Annotated in this window: 19 protein-coding genes and 3 pseudogenes; 10 read left to right on the top strand and 12 right to left on the bottom strand. The window is 65.1% G+C overall.

The window, feature by feature from the left end; all coding sequences use genetic code 11:
* Positions 1 to 75: 75 nt before the first annotated feature.
* Together ACQCSY_RS07065 and ACQCSY_RS07060 are read left to right on the top strand one after the other, a co-directional pair.
* Positions 76 to 765, top strand: a complete 690-nt coding sequence (locus tag ACQCSY_RS07065; RefSeq protein WP_427134358.1) for a TetR/AcrR family transcriptional regulator C-terminal domain-containing protein — start codon at positions 76 to 78, stop codon at positions 763 to 765.
* Positions 766 to 1108: 343 nt separating this feature from the next.
* The gene (locus ACQCSY_RS07060; protein ID WP_427134356.1) at positions 1109 to 1336 is read left to right on the top strand and encodes a hypothetical protein; all 228 of its coding nucleotides are present in this window, start codon (positions 1109 to 1111) and stop codon (positions 1334 to 1336) included.
* Here the strand turns inward: ACQCSY_RS07060 and ACQCSY_RS07055 are convergent.
* Entirely contained in the window at positions 1329 to 1826 is a 498-nt protein-coding gene (locus ACQCSY_RS07055) for a hypothetical protein (protein WP_427134354.1), read from the bottom strand. The genes ACQCSY_RS07060 and ACQCSY_RS07055 overlap by 8 nt on opposite strands.
* Positions 1827 to 1954: 128 nt before the next feature.
* Between ACQCSY_RS07055 and ACQCSY_RS07050 the strand changes: the two genes are divergently transcribed.
* The 4 genes from ACQCSY_RS07050 to ACQCSY_RS07035 all read left to right on the top strand — a co-directional run bounded on the left by ACQCSY_RS07050 (position 1955) and on the right by ACQCSY_RS07035 (position 3918).
* Complete coding sequence (locus ACQCSY_RS07050; protein ID WP_427134352.1) at positions 1955 to 2554, top strand: Asp23/Gls24 family envelope stress response protein; 600 nt, start codon at positions 1955 to 1957, stop codon at positions 2552 to 2554.
* Positions 2551 to 2934: a hypothetical protein gene (locus ACQCSY_RS07045; RefSeq protein WP_427134351.1), complete on the top strand. Its 384-nt coding sequence runs from the start codon at positions 2551 to 2553 to the stop codon at positions 2932 to 2934. Before ACQCSY_RS07050 ends, ACQCSY_RS07045 begins: the two co-directional genes overlap by 4 nt.
* Before the next feature lie 213 nt (positions 2935 to 3147).
* Positions 3148 to 3504: a hypothetical protein gene (locus ACQCSY_RS07040; protein WP_427134349.1), complete on the top strand. Its 357-nt coding sequence runs from the start codon at positions 3148 to 3150 to the stop codon at positions 3502 to 3504.
* 210 nt (positions 3505 to 3714) lie between these two features.
* Entirely contained in the window at positions 3715 to 3918 is a 204-nt protein-coding gene (locus ACQCSY_RS07035; RefSeq protein ID WP_427134347.1) for a hypothetical protein, read from the top strand.
* 288 nt (positions 3919 to 4206) lie between these two features.
* Here the strand turns inward: ACQCSY_RS07035 and ACQCSY_RS07030 are convergent, their stop codons facing one another.
* Positions 4207 to 4710, bottom strand: coding sequence for a GNAT family N-acetyltransferase (locus tag ACQCSY_RS07030; protein ID WP_427134345.1), 504 nt, complete (start codon positions 4708 to 4710; stop codon positions 4207 to 4209).
* Between the two features lie 242 nt (positions 4711 to 4952).
* Positions 4953 to 5438, bottom strand: coding sequence for a tetratricopeptide repeat protein (locus ACQCSY_RS07025; protein ID WP_427134343.1), 486 nt, complete (start codon positions 5436 to 5438; stop codon positions 4953 to 4955).
* A 310-nt stretch (positions 5439 to 5748) separates the two neighbouring features.
* On the opposite strand from ACQCSY_RS07025, the pseudogene ACQCSY_RS07020 reads away from it, so the two are divergent.
* Positions 5749 to 6835 (top strand): annotated as a pseudogene (locus ACQCSY_RS07020) (IS630 family transposase).
* A gap of 84 nt (positions 6836 to 6919) precedes the next feature.
* On the opposite strand, the gene ACQCSY_RS07015 reads toward ACQCSY_RS07020, so the two are convergent.
* A complete protein-coding gene (locus tag ACQCSY_RS07015) occupies positions 6920 to 7588 on the bottom strand; it encodes a transposase (protein ID WP_427134341.1) in 669 nt (222 codons plus the stop codon).
* Between the two features lie 484 nt (positions 7589 to 8072).
* On the opposite strand from ACQCSY_RS07015, the gene ACQCSY_RS07010 reads away from it, so the two are divergent.
* Positions 8073 to 9278: an IS110 family transposase gene (locus tag ACQCSY_RS07010; RefSeq protein WP_427134339.1), complete on the top strand. Its 1206-nt coding sequence runs from the start codon at positions 8073 to 8075 to the stop codon at positions 9276 to 9278.
* A gap of 178 nt (positions 9279 to 9456) precedes the next feature.
* Here ACQCSY_RS07010 and ACQCSY_RS07005 read toward each other — a convergent pair whose 3' ends face one another.
* Together ACQCSY_RS07005 and ACQCSY_RS07000 are read right to left on the bottom strand one after the other, a co-directional pair.
* Positions 9457 to 10452 (bottom strand): Gfo/Idh/MocA family oxidoreductase, encoded by a 996-nt coding sequence (locus ACQCSY_RS07005; RefSeq protein WP_427134337.1) that lies wholly within the window; start codon positions 10450 to 10452, stop codon positions 9457 to 9459.
* 2 nt (positions 10453 to 10454) lie between these two features.
* A complete protein-coding gene (locus ACQCSY_RS07000) occupies positions 10455 to 11636 on the bottom strand; it encodes a Gfo/Idh/MocA family protein (protein ID WP_427134335.1) in 1182 nt (393 codons plus the stop codon).
* 105 nt (positions 11637 to 11741) lie between these two features.
* On the opposite strand from ACQCSY_RS07000, the gene ACQCSY_RS06995 reads away from it, so the two are divergent.
* Positions 11742 to 12779, top strand: coding sequence for a LacI family DNA-binding transcriptional regulator (locus tag ACQCSY_RS06995; protein ID WP_426976395.1), 1038 nt, complete (start codon positions 11742 to 11744; stop codon positions 12777 to 12779).
* A gap of 667 nt (positions 12780 to 13446) precedes the next feature.
* Here ACQCSY_RS06995 and ACQCSY_RS06990 read toward each other — a convergent pair.
* From ACQCSY_RS06990 to ACQCSY_RS06965, 6 genes and pseudogenes are all read right to left on the bottom strand, one after another.
* Positions 13447 to 13635, bottom strand: coding sequence for a hypothetical protein (locus ACQCSY_RS06990; protein WP_427134333.1), 189 nt, complete (start codon positions 13633 to 13635; stop codon positions 13447 to 13449).
* Between the two features lie 271 nt (positions 13636 to 13906).
* Positions 13907 to 14032, bottom strand: a complete 126-nt coding sequence (locus ACQCSY_RS06985; protein WP_427135721.1) for a hypothetical protein — start codon at positions 14030 to 14032, stop codon at positions 13907 to 13909.
* Positions 14033 to 14249: 217 nt separating this feature from the next.
* A pseudogene (locus ACQCSY_RS06980) lies at positions 14250 to 15194 on the bottom strand (IS110 family transposase); the annotation flags it as partial.
* A gap of 37 nt (positions 15195 to 15231) precedes the next feature.
* Positions 15232 to 17736, bottom strand: coding sequence for a tyrosine-type recombinase/integrase (locus ACQCSY_RS06975; protein ID WP_427132167.1), 2505 nt, complete (start codon positions 17734 to 17736; stop codon positions 15232 to 15234).
* 69 nt (positions 17737 to 17805) lie between these two features.
* Positions 17806 to 18996 (bottom strand): tyrosine-type recombinase/integrase, encoded by a 1191-nt coding sequence (locus ACQCSY_RS06970; protein ID WP_427134331.1) that lies wholly within the window; start codon positions 18994 to 18996, stop codon positions 17806 to 17808.
* Positions 18997 to 19069: 73 nt separating this feature from the next.
* Positions 19070 to 19372, bottom strand: a pseudogene (locus ACQCSY_RS06965) (IS110 family transposase); the annotation flags it as partial.
* 482 nt (positions 19373 to 19854) lie between these two features.
* Here ACQCSY_RS06965 and ACQCSY_RS06960 point away from each other — a divergent pair.
* Positions 19855 to 20196 carry a winged helix-turn-helix transcriptional regulator gene (locus tag ACQCSY_RS06960; RefSeq protein WP_427134329.1) on the top strand — a complete coding sequence of 114 codons (342 nt, stop codon included), beginning with the start codon at positions 19855 to 19857 and terminating at the stop codon, positions 20194 to 20196.
* Positions 20197 to 20314 lie beyond the last annotated feature (118 nt).

The raw sequence follows: 20314 nt of genomic DNA, 5'->3' as shown, positions 1-20314 counted from the left end.
AATTTAATGTGATTAAATTAGCTGGAGATAACACTATGATGTGATGTAGGCAACACACAAGAGGGAATGGGAAAAATGTCGAATGCGTCGAATGCGCTGCACCGCAGGGTCGGCCGGCCGAACAAGAGTGTCCTGAGCAGGGAGCTGATCCTGGTTACCGCCCTCAGGGTCCTTAAACGCACCGGCCCGGACGATTTCACCATGGCCGCCCTGGCTGCGGACCTGGGCGTCAAGTCCCCTGCGCTGTACCATCACGTCGGCGGTAAGCGGGACATCCTCGCCGGCATACGCGAATACATCTCGGACCGCATTGACACTTCGGCGTTTGGGGTCCGGCCGTGGCCCGAGGCCGTCACCGTCTGGGCGCGTTCCTACCGCGCGGCGTTCGCCGCCCACCCACATGCCATAGCACTACTGGCCACACTGCCCATCGCGGGCGCGCACCGCACGCTCGCGATGTACGAGGTTGTGGCCCGGGGCTTCGTGGACAGCGGCTGGCCAGAGGAGCTGGTCATCAACAACGTCGTGGCGCTGGAAAACTTCATCCTGGGCTCGGCCCTCGATGCCGTGGCGCCCGCAGACATGCTCGAGCCCGGAGACTTTGCCGATGAGGTTCCGGTATTTGCCACCGCGCTGCAGGCCCGGGACCGGACGGACAGCGCCGCCTCCCCCGCGGACCAGGCCTTCGAGCTGGGCCTGGCGGCAATTGTGACGGGGCTGGAGGCCAGCCGCGCAGTCCTGACCCAGGGCGGCCGGGAACGCTGACCGCCCCTCCCATGCCTCACCATCGAGGAGGCGGCCCCGCGGATCGCCCCACCGGGCAGAACCCACCGCGTAGACATCCCGGCGACGAAACGCCCGGTGCAGCGACTCGAGCACGCACAGCGTGTACGCCCGGTGATCCACGGGCTCATCCGGCGATTCCGCGCCGGGAAACACCAGCCGCCGCCATGTCCCGGTCACCACCTCGTCCACGATCTCTGACCGGGTAACCCGCTTGCGTCCAACCAGGCTCCCCAGACCCCGGACCGCGGTCAACAGCGCAGTGCCCGCCGACGTTGCGGCTAACGGGAGGACGTCAGCGATCACCGCCAAAAAAGGCCGGACCGTGGCGTACCGCTTCACCAGCTCCGCCTGGCCCGGGTCCGCGTCCTCCCCGTTGTCGGAGGCCAACTCCTCAACCGTCGCCACCGCGGCCAGGAGCCGCTCCCGCGAGATGGCCGCCTGCAACCGGGTCCAGGCCTCAGCCGGGCCCAGCCCAGTGCTCTGGACCTCGGCACATTCCAGCATCACCTTTGCAGCCGCAGCCAACGTCACCGACGCCCGCCTCAGCTAGGCAAGGACCGCATCCGGTCCTTGGCCGATGCACGCACCGCGGGCCCGATGAGCTTTGTCGCCATCAGAACCGAAAACAAATCAAGCGCATCATCGACCGCGGATACCCGCAGAGCCCCGGCGGTGGCAACCAACGTCGCCCAACGGCGATGCTCCGGCATGCGGCGCAGCATGGCCGCATCCGATGACAGACCCTGACGAGCCAGCACCTCCACGCGCCCCGCCGGAATCTCGCTCAGATCAACGCCGCCGGCGCCCAACCCGGCGATCTCCGCAGCGCGTTCCAGTGCCCGGACCATCTCCGGCCCCGACGCCCGGGTCGGAGCACGACGCAACCTATCGAACCCCGACGAACGAGAATCAGCCGGCACCGCGAGCAAACCATCAAGCCCACGACCAAGCTCTGCAGACACCCGTCCCGCCAACACCGAATACAACCGGTCGCCGGCTTCGCCCCTGACCTCAGCGACGAGCCTGGCCAACACACTCACACCGGGCAGCAGATGGGCGGACAGTCCTGCGAGGAAATCGCCAGAACACTGGGGATCAGCACCGAAAGCGTCCGCGGCCGGCTGGCCCGGGCCCAGGCAACCCTGATTAAGGAAATGGAGGCCTGGCGTTGACACCCGAGACCATCGGAGCAGACTGCGGCCGGACCCTGGAAGAACTCAGCGACTACCTGCACACCGGCTCCTCCCCGGACGCGGAACACCTGCGCAACTGCCCGCAATGCCAGGCGGTCCTGGCGGCGCTGCGCCGCCTCGATGACCTGACCGCCGAACTCATCGCCCTGGACATCCGGCAGGCCGGCAGCGGCGACGAGCCCTGGCTGCAGAACATCCTGGACCACCTCCGCCTCGAAACCAGGGCCGGCCGGGCCATCCCCCTCGCCGGGGCGCACCCGGACGATGACCTCTCAGAAACCGAAGGCGCCGTCATCGCCCTCATCCGCACCGTCGGAGACACCCTCCCCGGCGCCACCATCGGCAAATGCCGGCTGCACGGGGACCTGACCACCGCCGGCGCCCCGGTAACCGTCCACGTCAACGTCACCGCTTTCTGGGGACACCCCGTACCGGCGCTGGCCAACACGCTCAGGAGCACACTCTCCGGAGCCCTGGCCCTGCACACCGAACTGAACATCACCGCCGTCGACATCACCGTCACCGACCTCGTCGAAGACGCCGACGGCGCCACCCGGGAAAGGATCCGAAAATGACCACGGCCAACACCCTGCACGACCTGCTGCTGGGCATTGACGGAGTCCTCGCGGTCTACCCCGCCGACCCGGCCTGGCGCCTCGCCGCCAGGCAGGCCGGAACCCGCCTGACCGGCGGGACGGCAGCCGCGGACACCTCACCCGTCGAGGTCCGGCCCGACGACGGGAACACGACCGTACGGGTCCGGCTCGGAGTCGCCCTGGACACCCCCGCCCCGTACATCGCACGCCGGGCAGCCCGCACCATCCGGACCGCGCTGCAGACCGGGCATCCGGAATCCGCGACCCGCATCGCCGTGCAGATCTGCTCCATCACGCCGACCCCGCCCGGCCCGCACACACCAGAACCCGGGGCAGAACGCCGGCCCACGCCAACCTGATCAGATGCCCGCAACGCCCAACGGATGAACGACCGGCCCGTTCTCTGACGGCTCGTTCCAGGAGGCGGTATTCATGGGAACCCCACCGCGGGTCCGGGCCAGAAGAATCCCGGGCACGGGCGGAAATTTCCGGACCTTCGCCCCCCCGGCCCCGACCGGCCCCCGGGACCGTCTGGGGCTTGCACAGGTCCGCGGTCCGGCTACAGTAACCGCATGAGCCAGGAACACGCAGCGGCACAAAACATGCGCCACGTGCTGGAACACATGGTCCATACCCTGGCCACAGGTACCGAGCGCATCCAGCAGCGCCTGGCTGACGCCTACGACTACAGTCGCTTCGGCGACCAGACAAACCTCAGCCATGACCTCCCACCCGGGATCCAGGCCCTCCAGATCGATCTGCGGGCGGCGCTGTCGACCGTGCATGACGCGGAACGGGGTCAGGCAACCGCCAGTGCCGCCCGGCTCAGCGATGACCAATGCGTGATCTTCGCCCGCAGGATCATTGCCGCGGAACACGAGATACGGCACCTGTGTGGCAACGAGGCGGCGCCCGGGCCGCCCAGATGATCACCTGCCTGGCCATGCTGCCGAAGGCCCGCCGGATCAACGAACGGATGTCAGCAGACCCGCAGACTCTGCAGCGGTCCGGATTCCCGCGCCCGGGCCGTGGGTTCCCCCACCCCGAACGCAACTGCACACGCCGACGGCCCGACCCAGGCCGGCCGCCGCAGCCAACCCAGTCCGGCGATATGATTCCGGAAAGAACACGCCACATGCATGGCGGACATCAGAGGGTATATGGACGATTCGACAACAACCGCACTCAACCTGACCTTTCTGATGACCCTCGGCATGGCCTTCCTGATGTTCCTTGGCCATTTGGCGGTCTTCACCGCAATTCTCCTGCTCGCCGGTGCGGGGCGGGTGCTGGCGCTCATCCTCACGGCGGCAAGGGTGGGCTGCCGCAAAAACAGCCGCTGACGAATCACGGTAACGGTCCCGACACTCGTTCCGCGGAGTTGTGACCGATGCAGAGCCCCGACGGCGGGTCCCCATCCGGACATCCGCTCCGGGCGCCGGCCCACGGTGCTTCCACGACGATGCTCCTATAGGCGTCAAATCAGACATCGACCCGGGTTATTGCTTTAATGGGGGTTCCTCCCGCCGTCTGCCCGTCTGCCCGTCTGGCATCTCTATCGAGGCTTCAGAGAGGGCGGAGGCTGTGGCGCGGGCTACCGCGAAACGCTAGTTCTGGCGCCCTGACAGCGGTCAGAGGGTGAGCTTCATGCCTTCGTGGCTGGAGACGAAGCCCAGGCGCTCGTAAAATCGGTGGGCCGGGGGGCGGGATTTGTCGGTGGTCAGCTGGACGATGGAGCAGCCGCTCTCACGGGCATGCTTAATGGCCCACTGCATCATGAGCGCACCAGTTCCTTGGCCCCGCAACTTCTTGGCCACTCGCACCCCTTCAATCTGTGCGCGCCAGGATCCCTTGCGGGACAGTCCGGGGATGAAGCTGAGCTGGAACGTGGCGACCACATCACCGCCGAGTTCTCCCACTACCAAAAGGTGGGCCGGGTCGGAGTCGATTGCGTCAAAAGCCAGCTCGTACGGGCCCGGATCGTCGGCCCTTTCTCGGGTCGATCCCAGCTGGTCGTCGGCGAGTAACTGCAGGATTAGTGGCAGGTCGGCTTTGATCGCGCGCCGGAGGCTCAAGGTTTCAGAGCCGACGGCGGCAGTCATCAAAGCGGGCACAGCGGAAGGACTGGAGGTCATCACCTCAGCATTCCATGTCGGCCGTGGGGCTTGCGACGTCCAACACGCCGCAGCAAAATGCTGCACCCCAGAAATATTTCTTTGCCGAGCATTCAAATCTAAACCTTGTTGTTTGCTGGGTCAGCCATTGGCGGTTCGGCGAGGCGTGCGGGATTCTGCCGCAGAGGACCCGCGGGGGAAGGCGCGTCGTGCGAGTTTGATGGCGGTGCCCCGGCTTGGTTCACTTGGGGTCCGTTTCGGTGTTAGCTCTCTGTCAAGAGTCTTGCGTAGTTCGCTATCGAGCGCTGATACCGGGGTAGATGCGGGATAAGGGCTTCGAGTGCGACGCGGAGGGCTTCATCGTGCCGCCCTGCGTCCCGGAGGGCCAGCGCACGTACGGCGCTGGCTGCGCCGCCCAAGGCATACGGATCGGCGTGGGAGAGGACCTTCAAGGCTTCGTCGTTGTGTCCAAGTGCTCGCAGGGAGCTGGCCATCTGTACATAGGTGCGTGTCTGCCTGGCGGGGTCGAGTCCGGCGGCGAGCCCGGCCTCGTAGAAGGAGACGGCCTCGGCAGTTCGTCCGGTGGAATCACGGATACAGGCGCGTTCAAAGTGCGCGCGGCCATCGGTCGCGGGCGAGGCGAGAGCGAGCTCGTCCAGCACGTCAATGATTGGGTCTCCGCCGGTAGGTGATGACTCGAAGGCAGTCCAGAAAGCCGCTATTCGGTGTTCCCACTCGTCGATCATCATTTCCTGATCGTACTTCCGCCCGACACCGCCACCGCCGAAGCTGTAGCCCCGGCGCGCCGTACCGTCATCGGCACCTAAGGCGGGTTTTTTGGTGGCGGCTTTTGAGGTTGATGGTCCGGGCCTGGTGGATAGGGGACAGGGCAACGGCGGTTGAGAATGTCAATCTGATTTGAGCCCACCTGAACCCGGAATCGCCGTCCTTCCGGGGCCAGAAATACTTGACACGATCAGTTGCTCGACGGAACGACTCAACCGCCATCTAGTGGTGTGTCTCCAAAATAGATAATGGGTGGTCTGTTAATCTGATGGCGTGACGAATCCTGCTCCCGCCCTTTCGGTCTCAGATGGTCAGCGTGCCGCGTTGGAGGTGTTGTCGAAGTCGCAGACGGCCTCCCATCGCGAGGTGCAGCGGGCCCAGGTGCTGCTGATGTCCGCGGACGGGCTGGCGAACGAGTGGATCGCGAAGGTTGCCGGTGTGACCCCGGGGACGGTGCGCGCGTGGCGGGCCCGGTTCGAGGAGGAGGGGCTGGCGAAGCTGGGCAGGGTCCGTGCCGGACGGGGCCGGAAGCCGGTGATCCCGCAGTCCAAGATCGACGAGATCGTCGAGCTGACGCGGAACTCGAAGCCGGACGGGCAGACGCACTGGTCGGTGCGGACCATGGCCCAGGTCCGGGGTTTCCCCGGCGCAGGTGCAGCGGATCTGGGCGGCCCGGGGGCTGAAGCCGCACCGGGTTGAGGCGTTCAAGCTCTCCACGGACCCGAGGTTTGAGGAGAAACTCATCGATGTGGTGGGCCTGTATCTGAATCCGCCCGAGCAGGCGATCGTGTTGTGCATGGACGAGAAGTCCTCCATCCAGGCGCTGGACCGGACCCAGCCCTCGCTGCCGATGAAGAAGGGCCGCGGGGAAACGATGACCCACGACTACAAGCGCAACGGCACCACGACCCTGTTCGCCGCCCTGGACGTTGCCACCGGCAAGGTGATCGGATCCTGCCTGCCCAAACACCGGCACGGCGAGTTCCTGGCGTTCCTCAAAACGGTTGAGAAGAACGTGCCGGCAGAACTGGACGTGCACCTGATCCTGGACAACTACGCCACCCACAAACACGCCAACGTCAGAGCCTGGCTGGACAAACATCCCCGGTTTCACCTGCATTTCACCCCGACCTCCTCGTCCTGGTTGAACCTGGTCGAGCGGTGGTTCCGCGAGCTGACCGACAAGGCCCTGCGGCGCGGCGCCTTCCACTCCGTACCGGATCTGATCGCAGCGATCGAGGACTACCTCGCCTCCCACAACAACGAGCCCAAGCCCCTGGTCTGGACCGCGACCGCCGACAGCATCCTTGCAAAGGTCGCCCGCGGCCGCGTCGCACTCGAAGCCGTCAAACAAAACTGAGACACACCACTAGCGCTGCGATCTAGCTGCCATTCCTAGCTAACATTCACAGATCAGGCCGTCTCAGCGGTCTAGTTGGCATACTCAGATCGGGATTTTGGCTGTTCGCTCCGTCAGCCATTGGCGGTAGGACGTCGCGAGGTCGTCATTGCGGATAACGCCTCGTTGCAGGCGGGAGATGACGGAGGGCCATTGGCCCAGATGGCCGGCGACACTGGCTAGGGTGAGACCGAGGTCGTTGCGCTTCTGACGCAGGTCGGCGTTGTTTGGCGCTGCGTGGGGGTTGGTGATCTGGCGGTAGATTTCCCGGGCTGCGTAGCGTTTGAGGCACCGGATGATCTCCCGTTTGCTTTTGCCCTCGGCGGTGCGTTTGTGCACGTATTCCTTGGTTCGCCGGCACGATGCCATACGGACCAGGACGACCTGATGCAGGGCATGGTTGGCGTTACGGTCACCGCCTCTACTGAGCCGGTGTCGGGTCGTTTTGCCTGATGATGCCGGTATGGGGGCGACCCCGACGAGGGAAGCGAACTTGGCCTCGTTCGCCAGACGGTCCGGGTTGTCCCCGACGGTGACCAATATCTGGCTGGCCACTTCGGTCCCGACCCCGGGCAGGTCGCAGAGCATCGGCGCGTACGTGTCAAGGATTTCCTGCAGCGCGGCGTCCGCGGCGGCGATTTCTGCTGCGAGGGACTGGCAACGGGTGGCCAGGGCTTTCAACGTCAGCATGCACACGTACTCGGGGTCAGCCATATGGCCCGAAGGCCTTGTGCGCTGCAGGGCCGTGATCAACGCCGGGGTTCCCAGCCCCCGGTATTTCGCCCGGAGTCTATCCGCTCCGGCCGGCGAGTACCGATTGAGCGGCCTGGTAGGCGTCCAATGGATCGGATTTGCCCTTTAGCGGGCGCGCGGCCCGGTTCGGGCGGTTCACCTCCAGCACACACAGCCCTTCCCCGCGCAGGGTCCTGGCGAGTTCGGCCCCGTATGAGCCTGTTCCTTATGTTGTTACCGGGTGAAGTTTCGCGGCCGTTGTAGGGTCGTGGCTACCCAGGGGAGGCGGGTATGGCTTTGGTTGCTGTGGCCGGACGACTCGTGCGTGACGGCTTCGAAGGATTGGCCGCCCGCCACCCCGCGATGACCCGACCGCTGATTGAGAGACGCGACATGATCGCCGGATAAGGACACGACGGCGCGGTTATCTGCCGGGTTCCACCCGTACGACAGACTGGAGGCTGTTTTGGTGCACCTATGGGCCGGTATCGACGCCGGCAAAGCCCATCATCACTGCGTCGTGGTCGACGCCGACGGAAACCGGCTGCTCTCGCAGAAAATCCCCAACGATGAACCGGCCCTGCTCGAACTCATCGCCAACGTCCTCAAACTCGGAGACGGCGACGAAGTCATCTGGGCAACCGACCTGAACCACGGCGGGCCGGCGCTGCTGATCGCCATCCTCGTCGCCCATGGCCAGAACATCCTCTACATCCCGGGCCGGATCGTCCACCACGCCTCCAAGCTCTACCGCGGCGAGGGCAAAACGGACGCGAAAGACGCCGCCGTAATAGCCGACCAGGCCAGGATGCGCCGGGACCTGCAGCCGCTGCGGGCCGGGGATGAGATCAGCACCGGGCTGCGGATCCTCACCGCCCGCCGGGCGGACAAATCCGCGGACCGGGTCCGGGCGATCAACCGCCTGCAGGCCCAGCTGCTCGAATACTTCCCCGCCCTGGAGCGGGCCTTCGACTACAGCCGCTCCAAAGGAGCGCTGCTGCTGCTGACCAAACACCGCACCCCGGACGGGATCCGCCGCACCGGGCAGGCCAGACTCCATGCCTGGCTGAAGAAACACGGCACCCGCTCGTCCGCCGCGGTCGCCCAGGCCGCCGCCGACGCGGCGAAATCCCAGCACACCACCGTACCGGCCCAGCACCTCGGGGAACTGATCGTCACAGCCCTCGCACAGGAAATCATCACCCTGAACAAGGAACTGGCCGACCTGGACGCGCTGATCAGCGAGAAGGTCACCGAACACCGGCACACGCAAACCCTGCTCAGCATGCCAGGCTTCGGACCCGTCCTCGCCGCGGAGTTCCTCGGAGCCACCGGCGGCGACCTCACGGTCTTTGAAACCGCAGACCGGTTCGCCGGCGTCGCTGGGCTCGCACCCGTACCCCGTGATTCCGGGCGGATCACCGGCAACCACCACCGGCCCCGGCGTTACGACCGCAGGCTCCTGCGCGTCTTCTACCTCTCCGGGCTTTCGGCGCTGAAAAGCTGCCCCGCTTCCCGGACCTACTACGACCGAAAACGCGGCGAGGGGAAAACCCACATCCAGGCCATGCTCTCCCTGGCCCGCCGCCGCCTCAACGTCCTTTGGGCCATGCTCCGCGACGGCACTACTTATACCCCGGTGCCGGTCCCGGCAGCTCGGTTTGCTGCCTGACAGGTGAGGGACACCTTCGCGGGGGACGATTCGTCGATGGCTTGCATCGAGCCTTCGCTGAACCTGCGGTCCGCGGGGCTGGGACGCCTATGTTGTTGAGTGTGCGGGAAGACGGCACCGACGAATTTGGGAAGCCAGGTCCGAGTCGCGGGCCGGGCCGGCGCGGCCGACTTGGGGATCAGTATGAGATCGGTTCGGCCCGGCCGCTCGTCAGGGACCGGGTGGCTGCTTCGGCGATCGCTTGGGCTTTCAGCCCGTCCTCAAGGGAGGGACTGATGGGGGTGCCGTCCTCGAGAGCATTGACGAAGGCGGCGAGGGCTGCGGCATACGTCGGTTTGACTCTCTCGAACCAGCCGGGGTGGAGCCCGTCGTCCGTGACCTTGCCGGCGGTATAGCGCGATACGTTGCCGTTGCGGTGGCGGCGCGCCTCGGCCATGCCGGTGGATCCGAGGACCTCGATGCGTTCGTCGTAGCCGTATCCGATGCGACGCGTGCAGTCGATCTGGACGAGTGCCCCGGAGGCCAGCCGGAGGGTGACGGCCGAGGTATCGACGTCACCGTAGGCGGCCAGGCGAGGTTCGGCCAGGGTGGACCCGGTAGCAAAGACTTCAACGGGATCGAATCCGGAGATCCATCGTGCGAGATCGAAGAAGTGGACTGCCTGGTCGCGCATCTGCCCGCCGGAGACGGCGATGTACTCGAGGGGAGGCATGGCGGGACCTCTGCTGGAGAGCTGGATGAGTTCAACGTCGCCCATCTCTCCGGAATCGACGATGCGCTTCAGCTCGGCGTAGTCGCGGTCGAAGCGGCGGTTGAAGTCGACCATGGCGAGGGTGTTGCGTTCCCTGGCGTAGGCGACAGTCTCGGTTGCCTCCGCGAGGTCGAGATGGATCGGCTTTTCGCACAGCACGGCGACCCCGGCATCCGCGGCGCGCCGAAGATGACCGGCGTGGGTGTCCGTCGAAGACGCTATGAATACGGCATCAATCGCGCCGGCGTCGAAGATCTCGTCGAGGCTGCCGGCCACGGCGGCCCCGTATGTGCGCGCGAGGGCATCCGCGCGGTTGGTGTCGAGGTCGTACACAAAACAGAAGTCGACGTCCGGGTTGGTTGCGAGGTTGGCTGCATGGACGGTGCCGATGAATCCGGCGCCGATGAGGGCGAAGCGTTGCATGGTCAGGCCTCCTGGCTGGTTGCGCTGGCCGGGACGGTCCAGGCGCCGTTGTTCGCGTGGGATGCGGCGACAGCTTCGACGAACTGCACGCCGATGAGCCCGTCGATGCCGGTCGGAAAGGACAACTCGCGGATTGTGCTTGCCGTGCGGTCACGTCGTGCCGTGAGTTCATCGGCGAGGTCACGGTAGAAGTTCGCGAATGCCTCGAGGAAGCCCTCGGGGTGACCGAGGCCGACGCGGGTGAGCCGGGCAGCATCATCGGACAGAGTGCTGAGTCCATGGGTCAGGATGGTCGTGGTGCCGTCGAGGTCCTGCACCGACAGGTGGTGGGGATCCTCGTGCTGCCATTCCAGGCTCCCGGCGTCACCGAAGATGCGGATGCGCAGGCCGTGGTTGTGTCCCGTCGCGGCCATGCTGGCCCAGACGCGCCCCGGAACTCCGCTGTTGAGTCGGAGCGACACCGTGGCGTTGTCGAAGACCGTGCGCCCGGGGACGAGAGTGTGCAGCTGCCCGGAGATTTCTTCCGCTTCAAGGCCGGTGATGTAGCGGGCCAGGTGATAGGCGTGGGTGCCGAGGTCGGCCACGACGCTGGGGAATCCGGCAACGTCCGGGTCGGTGCGCCAGGAAGCCTGCTTGTGCCCGGAGAGTTCCAGCGGTGTCGCCGCCCACCCGGAGGCGTGCTCGACGTCGACGAAGGTGATGCGGCCGAGCGCACCGTCGCGGACCATCCTGCCGGCCTGGCGGACCATAGCGTAGGCGGAGTAGCAGTGCGGCACGGCGAGGATCACGTCGTTCTCGGCCGCGATGCGCACGAGCTCAGCGGCCGTAGCCGAATCGCTGGTGAGCGGCTTCTCACACACGACGGAGATTCCCTGTTCCAGGAACGCCTTCGCGATTGGGAAGTGGCTGTCATTCGGGGTGGCGACGACGGCGAGGTCGATTCCCTCCGGGTGCGCTGACTCCGCCTCAGCCATCTGCTCGTAGTCCGCGTACGTGCGCTCCGGTGAAACACCCAGGTTGCTCGCGACGCGTGCCGCCTGCCCGGCATCGCGCCCGAAGACGCCGGCGTCCAGCGAGTAACGGTCATCGAGCCTCATCCCGAAGCGGTGTGTCTTGCCGATGTCGGCACCGACGCCGCCACCGACCATTCCTGCCCTGAGGCGGAGCCTGCCTGGTTCAACCATTACTTACTTCCCTTACCGCAGTTTGGACAAATGTAGACCGTTCCATATTGAGTCATGGGGAACCCGGGCGCAACCCCTAGACTGGATTCGACATGAGGAGAACGAATGCCTGAAACGGACAATGACGCACGGTCACTGCGGCAGCCGACGATCCGCGACGTCGCCGAACGCGCGCAGGTGTCCAAATCCTTGGTTTCGCTCGTCCTTCGGGACGCGCCGCACGTCAGCGACACACGCCGGCGGGTGGTCCTCGAGGCAATCGCCGATCTCGGGTACCGGCCCAATGCCCACGCCCGGGGACTCTCGCGCACTAAGAGCGACACCGTCGGCGTTCTCCTGAACGATTTGCGCAATCCCTGGTTCGTGGACCTGCTCGAGGGCCTGGCCGCCACCCTGCATGCTGCGGGACTGTCGCCGGTCCTGGTTGACAGCTACACGGACCGGCGCATCGGCAGGGACTCGGTGGACGCGATGCTCCGGCAGGGCATCGACGGGCTCGTGGTGGTCGGTACGACAACCGAATCCGATGCCATCCAGACCGCTGCCGAAACCATCCCGGTAATTCTCGCCGGAACCCGCGACCCGAACCTTCCCGGCGTCGACGTCGTAGTCAACGACGATGAAGCCGGTGCCCGCGCGGCAACACAGCACCTCATCGACCTGGGCCACCGGCACATCGCGCATCTGAGCGGGCCAGGCCGGATCGGCGAGCTTCGCCTCGCCGGATTCCGCGAGGCGATGCAGGATGCCGGGCTTGATCCGGACGAATTCGCAGAGACAGGCGGGATGAGCGAGGAGAGCGGGTACGCGGCCACCCGCCGACTCCTGACACAGGAACGCAGGCCTACAGCGGTCTTCGCCTTCAACGACATTGCTGCGATCGGCACTCTTTCGGCAGCCGCGGATCAGGGGCTGAGTGTTCCGGCCGATCTTTCCGTCGTCGGCTACGACAACACGTACCTCTCCCGCATCCGGCACCTGTCTTTGACATCCGTCGACAACGGAAACTTCGCCATTGGCGTGCAATCCGCGAAATACCTCATTGAGCGGATGGAAGCCCCTGTGCAGCTCCAGAGGATCCACCTCGTCCCCGCAACACTGCAAGTGCGAGGCTCCACTGCTGCTCCTCCAGCTGGAAACTGATCACTGTTCCGGCGTTTACGCAGGTATCCGGGCGGGCCCTCCCTAACTCCATCAGCGCGCGCGATCGGCATCGACGGACTCAGTGTCCACAACGTGCTGGACCACCCGGAACCGGTCTACAAATCGTCTCGGCGGGGGCGAAGCGGGGACTTCTGAGAATGTCAATCAGACACGAGCCCACTTTGCCCTGGTATCGCAGTCTGATCGGGGACCAGCAGTGGGCCTCATTCCCGCGTGGGTCAGGAACGTCAAACGGCCCTGGCCACAACTGGCCAGGCTTCAGCAGCCCGATAAGCGACCGCGAATTCGAGCAGTGACGGAGCGTTCCGGGAGCGCTGCAGCTGAGGATTCCTGGCCAGGATTCCTAGGAGGGGCCCAGCGCGCAGGAGGGGGATAGATTTAGCTCGCGATCGTGGTTGAAACCCATCCGAGGCTGAGAACCAGCGTCAGGACCATAGCCCAAGTGATGGCCAGCGCGGTGCTGTAGTACCAGTAGCTCTTGAAGTGGCTCATGACGTTCTTCGTTCCGGTATCGATGGCCTCCTGGTGGTCCGGTGTTCTCAGGCCGGGGGACGTGGCTGGAAGTGGAGTGTTTCAAGATAGTTTTCGTCGTACTTCTCTTCCCGGGGTTCATCATTCGGGAAACCACCGGGAAGTGTGCCCTGGTTCAGGCCAGCCAGAAGGACATGCTCAACCCCGGCTCGGTGTTCATGGTCGTTGTCTGGGCGGTTCCGGTGGCCAGACCCGGTATTTTGGCGTTGGCCATTTCATCGATTCCGGCCACGCCGGCTGCGACCAGGAGAAACGCCGCGACGGCTGCCAGCCCGGGAACTATTTTTCTTCTCCATGCGCTCATACCCTGATCATGGGCTCCCCACATGGGAACAGGGCACCGATTCCCTATGGCGAGGCTGTGATAGCCAGTCGGCCCCGATGCTGATCCAGTGCCAGACACCGGCGGTGAGATCCACCGACCTCTGCGTTGTGCCCCGTCCCCGGTGAAGTGCGCGGATACTGGGAGGCTAAGGCGTGTCAGGCGCCCGGCCCGCGGTCCAGGTCAAGGCCTTCCGCGGTCGCCAGCCTTCTTGGCTCGTGCAGGATTTCCAGTTGCTGGTTGTTGAGGTCCATCAAAAGCTCGATCTCTTCTTTTGCTTCACGTTGGTGTCGTAGTCGTGCTGCGCTATCGCCGCGGCGACCGCGTCCTTGCGCTTGGCGGCGATAAGCAGGATAGCGCCTTGGAGCCCGGCCAGCATGGAGAGCAAGAGGTTCAAAAGAATTTAGGGATACGGGTCCCAGGCGTTGTTCGCCAGCGCTCAGGTGTTGATGGCGAACGGGTGCCCCGGCCATGAACCTGCCGGGGGCACCCGGAAGGCACGCCAACATCCGTTGACAACATCATTGAGATTCCTGCGGATTCTAGGCGTCCGCTCCAGCCCGTCTAACGTGAAAATATAGTGTCGTGGCGGTGGTCTATCCGGCCAGGGTCTGTGGTTCGAGGGTGACGATGAATCCGAGTGCTTCGAGCTGTCGGATGGCGCGGGACTGGGTTCGTGTGGGCTTTCGCCGTAGGAAGTAGTCAGGGCCGGGGTCTGCATACATGTCACCGTTGGTGAGCATGTGCCGGACGGCGGTGAGGATCGAATGTTCCAGGGCGACGAGTGCTTTCATGGGTCCGCGCCGCGATTTGATGCGCCGGTATTTTGCACCCAGGTAAGTTGTCTGGGATCGGGAGATCGACAGGGCCGCGGTGCCGAGGGCGCGTTTGAGGTAGCGGTTCCCGGGCCGGGTCTTCGTTGACTTGACCCGGCCCGCGGACTCGTTGGCCCCGGGAGCGGTCCCGGCCAAGGATGCCAGGTGGCCGGCTGTGGGGAAGACACTCATGTCCGCCCCGGTTTCGGCGATGATCACGTCGGCAATGCGGTCACTGATGCCCGGGATGCTCACCAGCAGCTGCCGGGCCTGGCCGAAAGGGGCCATCAGCTCCGGCAGCCTCGCATCGACCCGTTCGAGGTCGGTGGTCTGGGCATCGATCCGGTCCAGAAACAGCCGGGCCATGAAACGGTGATGGTCGTTGAACCGGCCCGTGAGTGCCTGGACCAGGGCGGGGATCTTGGGGCGCATCCTTGCCCTGGCGAGCTCGGCCAGCACGTGCGGGTCCCCTTCGCCGCTGATGAGCGCTTCGAGCATGGTGCGCCCGGAAACCCCGGTGATGTCGGTCGCGACGGAGGAGAGTTTGATGCCGGAATCCTCGAGCATCTTCTCCAGCCGCTGGATTTCCCGGGAGCGTTCATCGGTGATGGCTGTCCGGGCCCGGGTCAGATCGCGGATCCGGCGGATATCGGCCGGCGGGACGAAGCAGCCCCGGACCAGCCCGTACGCACCAAGCTGGGCCAGCCACGCCGCGTCGGAGACATCTTCTCCGAACTAAGAAATTGCGGGGGAATCGCCCATATTACGGGCCGTTTCTGGGGTCGGGTGGAGTGATGTTGGTGCGGCCGGCGGCTTGGGTGAAGGTGGGCATGCCGAGTTGGGTCGTGTTTCGGCGTTCGGTGATCTGGTCCATTTCGGCAAGTTTGGCCCGGGCCCCTGCGAGGCTGACTTTGAGGCCTTCGGCTTCTCCGAGCCAGCGGTGGGACTCGGCTTCGGCGATGCGCTCGATGAGGTTGTCGCGGATGTGTGCCAGGCGGGGTCTGGCTGTGGGGTCGGGCCGCAGCAGCGGGCAGCGCAGACAGCTGTGCTCGTGGATGCAGGGCGTGTCGTAGGAGCGGCCGCAGTCACCGACGGAAACCTTGCGGTGTTCGAAGTGGCCGATGAACTCGGCCCATTCCGCGTCGGTGGGGGTGCGGTATTCCTGGCTGGGACGTAGCGCGCGGCGGCGGGCGATGAATTCACGGTGGCCGTTGATGACTTCTTCGGGGTAGACGGCTTTGTATCCCATGGTGGTGTTGATGTCGCGGTGTCCGGCGACGAGCTGGGCTATGTGGGGTGGCATGCCGTGCATGATTGCATCGGTGATGAAGATCCGGCGGAAGTCGTGGAAGGTGTAGCGCATCGGGCTGCCGCCGCCGTCCTTGATGCCGAGTTCTTGCAGGGCGTGGTCGAGGTAACTGCGTAGCGCGGTTTCTGAGACTGCCCGGTTGTCCAGACGCCGACGCCATTGGAACAACAGGGGCAGGGGCGGGTTGTAGACGCGTTCGTTTTTGTCGTAGGACACTACTGGTGGGACGTGGGGTTGCCCGGCGCGGATCCGGGAGACGATCTGGGAGAGCACGTCAGCGAGTTCGGGCGAGATGACCAGTATTCGCTCGGCATCGGTCTTGGAAGGGGCGATCTGCAGCAGGGGTACCAGTGCTCCTGTGTCGGGTAGCCGGTATTGGATCAGGCTGTGGTGTGAGAGTTCACTGAGCTCTTCGATGCGGATGCCTGTGTGGCGCAGCACCTCGACCATGGCCCAGGTCCAGAAACCACGATGCTCTCCGAACGTCAGATCGCGGCGTGGTCCGCCCTCCGGGTCCTCGACCCAGACCCGGCCGGTGGCTTCGGTCTTCATGGCCGTTCGGCGCAACGTTTGGCCTGCAGCGGTAAACACTTCGCCGCCAGTGGTGCGTTCGCCGGCGGCGAGCAGGTCACTCGTGCGTGCGCGTTCGGCCTGCACCCACGAGATAAGTGCCGGCAGCACCGGCAGCCGTTCGCGGGTGCGTTGGTCCGTGCGTGATTTACGGGCCAACCGGTCTTTTTTGTGGGAGACATCCGTGGCGCTGACCGGGCAACGCACCGCCCACGGGCCCCACCGTGCAGGGTCGTCATCGGCCCATTCGGCCAGGTCGAGGTAGAAGGCGCGCACGGCAGAAAAGACGCTGCGCCCGTCCAGCCGTGCCGATGTCCTTTGGATCTGCTCACCGTTGGCAGAGGTGCTGATGCGGGCACGGGTCATGACACGCTTTTTCCATGACGCTGCGACCTCGCGGGATAGCTTCAGTGATTCGATCCCTGGATGGTGGGCTTCCAGATCGGCCCAGAACAATTTGCCCAACAGGTAGGCGGTGCGTTGCAATGAGGAGAAATCCATCGCCATCTGGCGTTCCCGTAAATAGTCGACGAGCACGTCCCGGACCGGCCGGCACTTGATGTTGTAGCGGTCGATCAGCTGCTCGCACGTCGGTTGGCCGCTGCCGGAGAACATTTCAATGACGGCGGGCGCATCCTCGCCCCAGACATGGTGACGCAGCAGTTGATAGAACAGCGGGCTGCGCGCATTTGTCTGCAGCCGGGTACCGGTGCCGATACCGGTGACGGTCGCGAGCAGCTCAACGCAGTCTCCGACCCTCACCGCCGAGACCAGGCCTCCCTTGGCGGCCATGATGACTGCGATCCGGGTCAGGGCCTGTTGGCTGGTTTGCAATCCAACGTGCGCTTCGGTGCAGGCCTGGTTCAGGACAGCGAACGCCTTGCTGTCCCGGGTGCGGGCCATCTCGGTGGCCAAACTCCGACGCGCCGGGGTGAAACGCAACAGCCAGTCAAGGCCGGGACGGATCACATCAGCGCAGATCAGCACCATCAGGCCGATGCTCAGGTGGGGTGCCGGCGCACCAGGAGCGGTCCGCCCCCGCCCGGCGGCCTCGCCAAAAAACAAGTCCCGCCAGTCGGCGGCAGCCTCCACGCCACTGGCGTTCCACCGTTGCTGCCAGTTCCCGCCGGGGAAGTCCGCCAGCCAGCCCAGCACTGCCAGAACTCCAGTCCGGCGAATCCGCTGGCTGTTCGGATTCTCCAAGCTGAACGGCGCCGCGAGCACACGGGCCAGCACCGCAGAACGATCATCACAGGTCGAAGGCCACGACGGGTCAACCCCGCGGGCGGGGAACGCGGCCATCAGCTGCGCGCCGGTTTGCCCTACTGCAGGGGCCGCCGCGGCATCACTGACCACCGACGGGGCGAGTAATTGTCCGCTGCCCGTCACGGCTGGTTCCCTCCGAAGAGGATCTGCAGGCTCTCGGGCCGGTAACCGGGTGCAGGTGTGGGCACCGGGTCACGCAGGAGCTGCCGGGCATGAAAGGCAAGCACTCCGGCAATCACGTCCTCGGTCACCGGGTTTAAAATACCGCTGCGTGGTCGACAAAAATGCATGACCCAGGACCCATTGCACGTCGGTCAACGGCATCTTCGGATCCTGGGCCATCCGGTAAGCGGCCGTGTGGCGAAGGTCATGCAGCGACCAGTCCGTGCCCAGCGATGCATTCGCCCGATCGAACATCGCCCGCGCCGCGTCATAGTTCAAGGCGCGGAACGGGCGGCGCAACGTCCGCCACAACGGTTCATCCCTGCCCGGGGGAACCAAGCCCGACACTTGTGCCTGATAGAGACGCAACCAGAGGAACGCGTCCGGCGCGGCAGGCAACGGCTGTAACGCACCGGTGCCCTTGCGCAGCACGGTGATCAATTGCTGGCCGGGATCAACATCGGCCACCGTGGCCCCCAGCAGTTCCGAGGCCCGGGCACCGGTCGAGACCCAGAACGCGACCAGTGCCCGGTCCCGATGCGACCCCAGCCGGGCGAACAACTGATCGAACTGGTCATCGGGGATCGCCCGTGGAGCCCGGGTCACAATTTTGGGCCGATAGCGGCCGCGGCGCTGCCCAGCAAAGGGTTCCATCGGGTTGTGATGCGCCCGCGCCTGGGTGCCTCCACGGGCCCGGGCCAGGGGAAACGGGTTGAGCATCGGTCCGGTGCCTGCTTCCAAGTGGAAGTCGTAGAAGCCACGCAGCACGCTCTCACAATGAGCAACGGTTACCGCGGCATACCGGTCGCCGTCCGGGGCCTTGCCCCGCCCTGGATTCTCCCTTTCCGCTCCGGGTGTCACGTCGGAATCCGGGCCGCCGCCATCGGGGTATCGCCAATGTGGTCGCACCGGCTTGAGCGCCACCTGGAGCCAGCGGCAGAAATCACGCGCCTCGACCTGGGTTGCCTGATCCCACACCATTTCGAGGGCCGAAAGGAATCGAAACCAGCGCAACAAGTCCATGCCATATGACCGCAGTGTCGTCGCCGGCCGCCCTCTGGCCACCAGCTCGGCGAAGAAGGCCGCCGCCGGCCCTACAGTCTCTCCGGCGCCGTCAACCAGCCGATACGGTTCGAAGGGATTGCCGGTGGTCTTCAGCGCACCCGATGGCGGCACCACCAGCTCGGACAGTACCCGCGGAATGTGCTCTTCGTTGACCATGAGAACAGAACCTAGCCGATGCAAGCCGGAGCCGCTTACGGTTCTCCGGGGTGGGCCCGACTAGTTCGGTTAACACGTCGGTTTTGCGTCCGGGCAGGTTCCTGGCATCCCTGGCGTTGACCAGTTCAACGTTCAGCCCTGCCTCTTGAAGCAGGAAGTAGAACTGGCGCCAGTAATCACTGGTGGCCTCGATGACGACCAGTCCCACACGTTCCGCGCGTAAATACGCTGCCAGTTCGTGTACCTGGTTCGTCATCGAGGTCCACGTCGTGATCGTCTGCGTCGCTTTCCCTCCGGGGCCGGTCACCCGCACGCATGCCTTGGCATCACGTTTGGACACGTCCAGCCCGGCGCACCTCTCATAGAGGACATCCATTGCCCTCATCCTCCAACCGTTATCGGATTATGTGACGTGTGCCGGAAGAGAGGGCAAAGAAAGCCAGAAAATCTAACGTTCGTGCTCGAGGCAAAAGTCCACGGTCCCCGCAGACAAGGGCCCTCCGCCACCAAGCTAATACGCAGGCTCACAGGCACCATAGGAGAACCAGGGTCGCATCCGGAACACGTTTCCAGTATCGGCCCGGCAGCCACCGGCGGGAAGAAGCAGGTACCGGCCCGAAATCGGCGTGAACGCGCATATTTTCCCCCTCCACGGAGGGTCGCGGCAGCGGCCCTGAAAAGCTAATCCGAAAATGGAGGTGACGTGACTGTGGCCGGTGCGCACTGGTGTGCCCGTGGTGGTCCGGCGGGCTGGGTGGCTGTAGACGGGCGGGGTCAGGCTGCGGGTGCGAGGGTTACGGTGTAGCCGAGGGCTTCGAGCTGGTGGACGGGGTTGCGTTTCCTCGTGTCCGCGTTGGTGTGGCGGCTGAATTGCTCGGCGCCGAGGTCCGCTGGGGTTCGCTCACGCTCGCCGCTCTGGTCGATGGTCCGTTGCGGTTTGCCGAGGTGCGCCGCGCCGTAGGCGGCGTGACCGACCGGATGCTCGCTCAGACCCTTCAGCGGCTGGAGGCCGACGGGCTGGTGTCACGAATGCCGCATTCGACGATTCCCCCGCGGGTCGACTACGACCTCACCGCACTCGGGCGGCCGATCGCGGAGCGAATCTGCGACCTCATCGCGGCTATCTACGAGCAACTGCCGGGGATTGTGACCCATCAACGCTCCCGCATGGAGCACGCCCGCACCGGCGACACTGAGTAGTCCCGCACGAGAGTGCCACGGACGAGCACCGCCCAACCTAAAGCCAACTCCGGAGGCTTAGCGCCAACCACTGTTCCGCTGCAGGTCGCACCCCGGGTTGAGCTGGGCCAGCAGCATG

Source organism: Pseudarthrobacter sp. S9, from assembly GCF_050156545.1.
Taxonomy (GTDB): domain Bacteria; phylum Actinomycetota; class Actinomycetes; order Actinomycetales; family Micrococcaceae; genus Arthrobacter.
The sequence above is the reverse complement of the archived record's forward strand: the minus strand, read 5'-3'. Positions and strand labels throughout refer to the sequence as shown.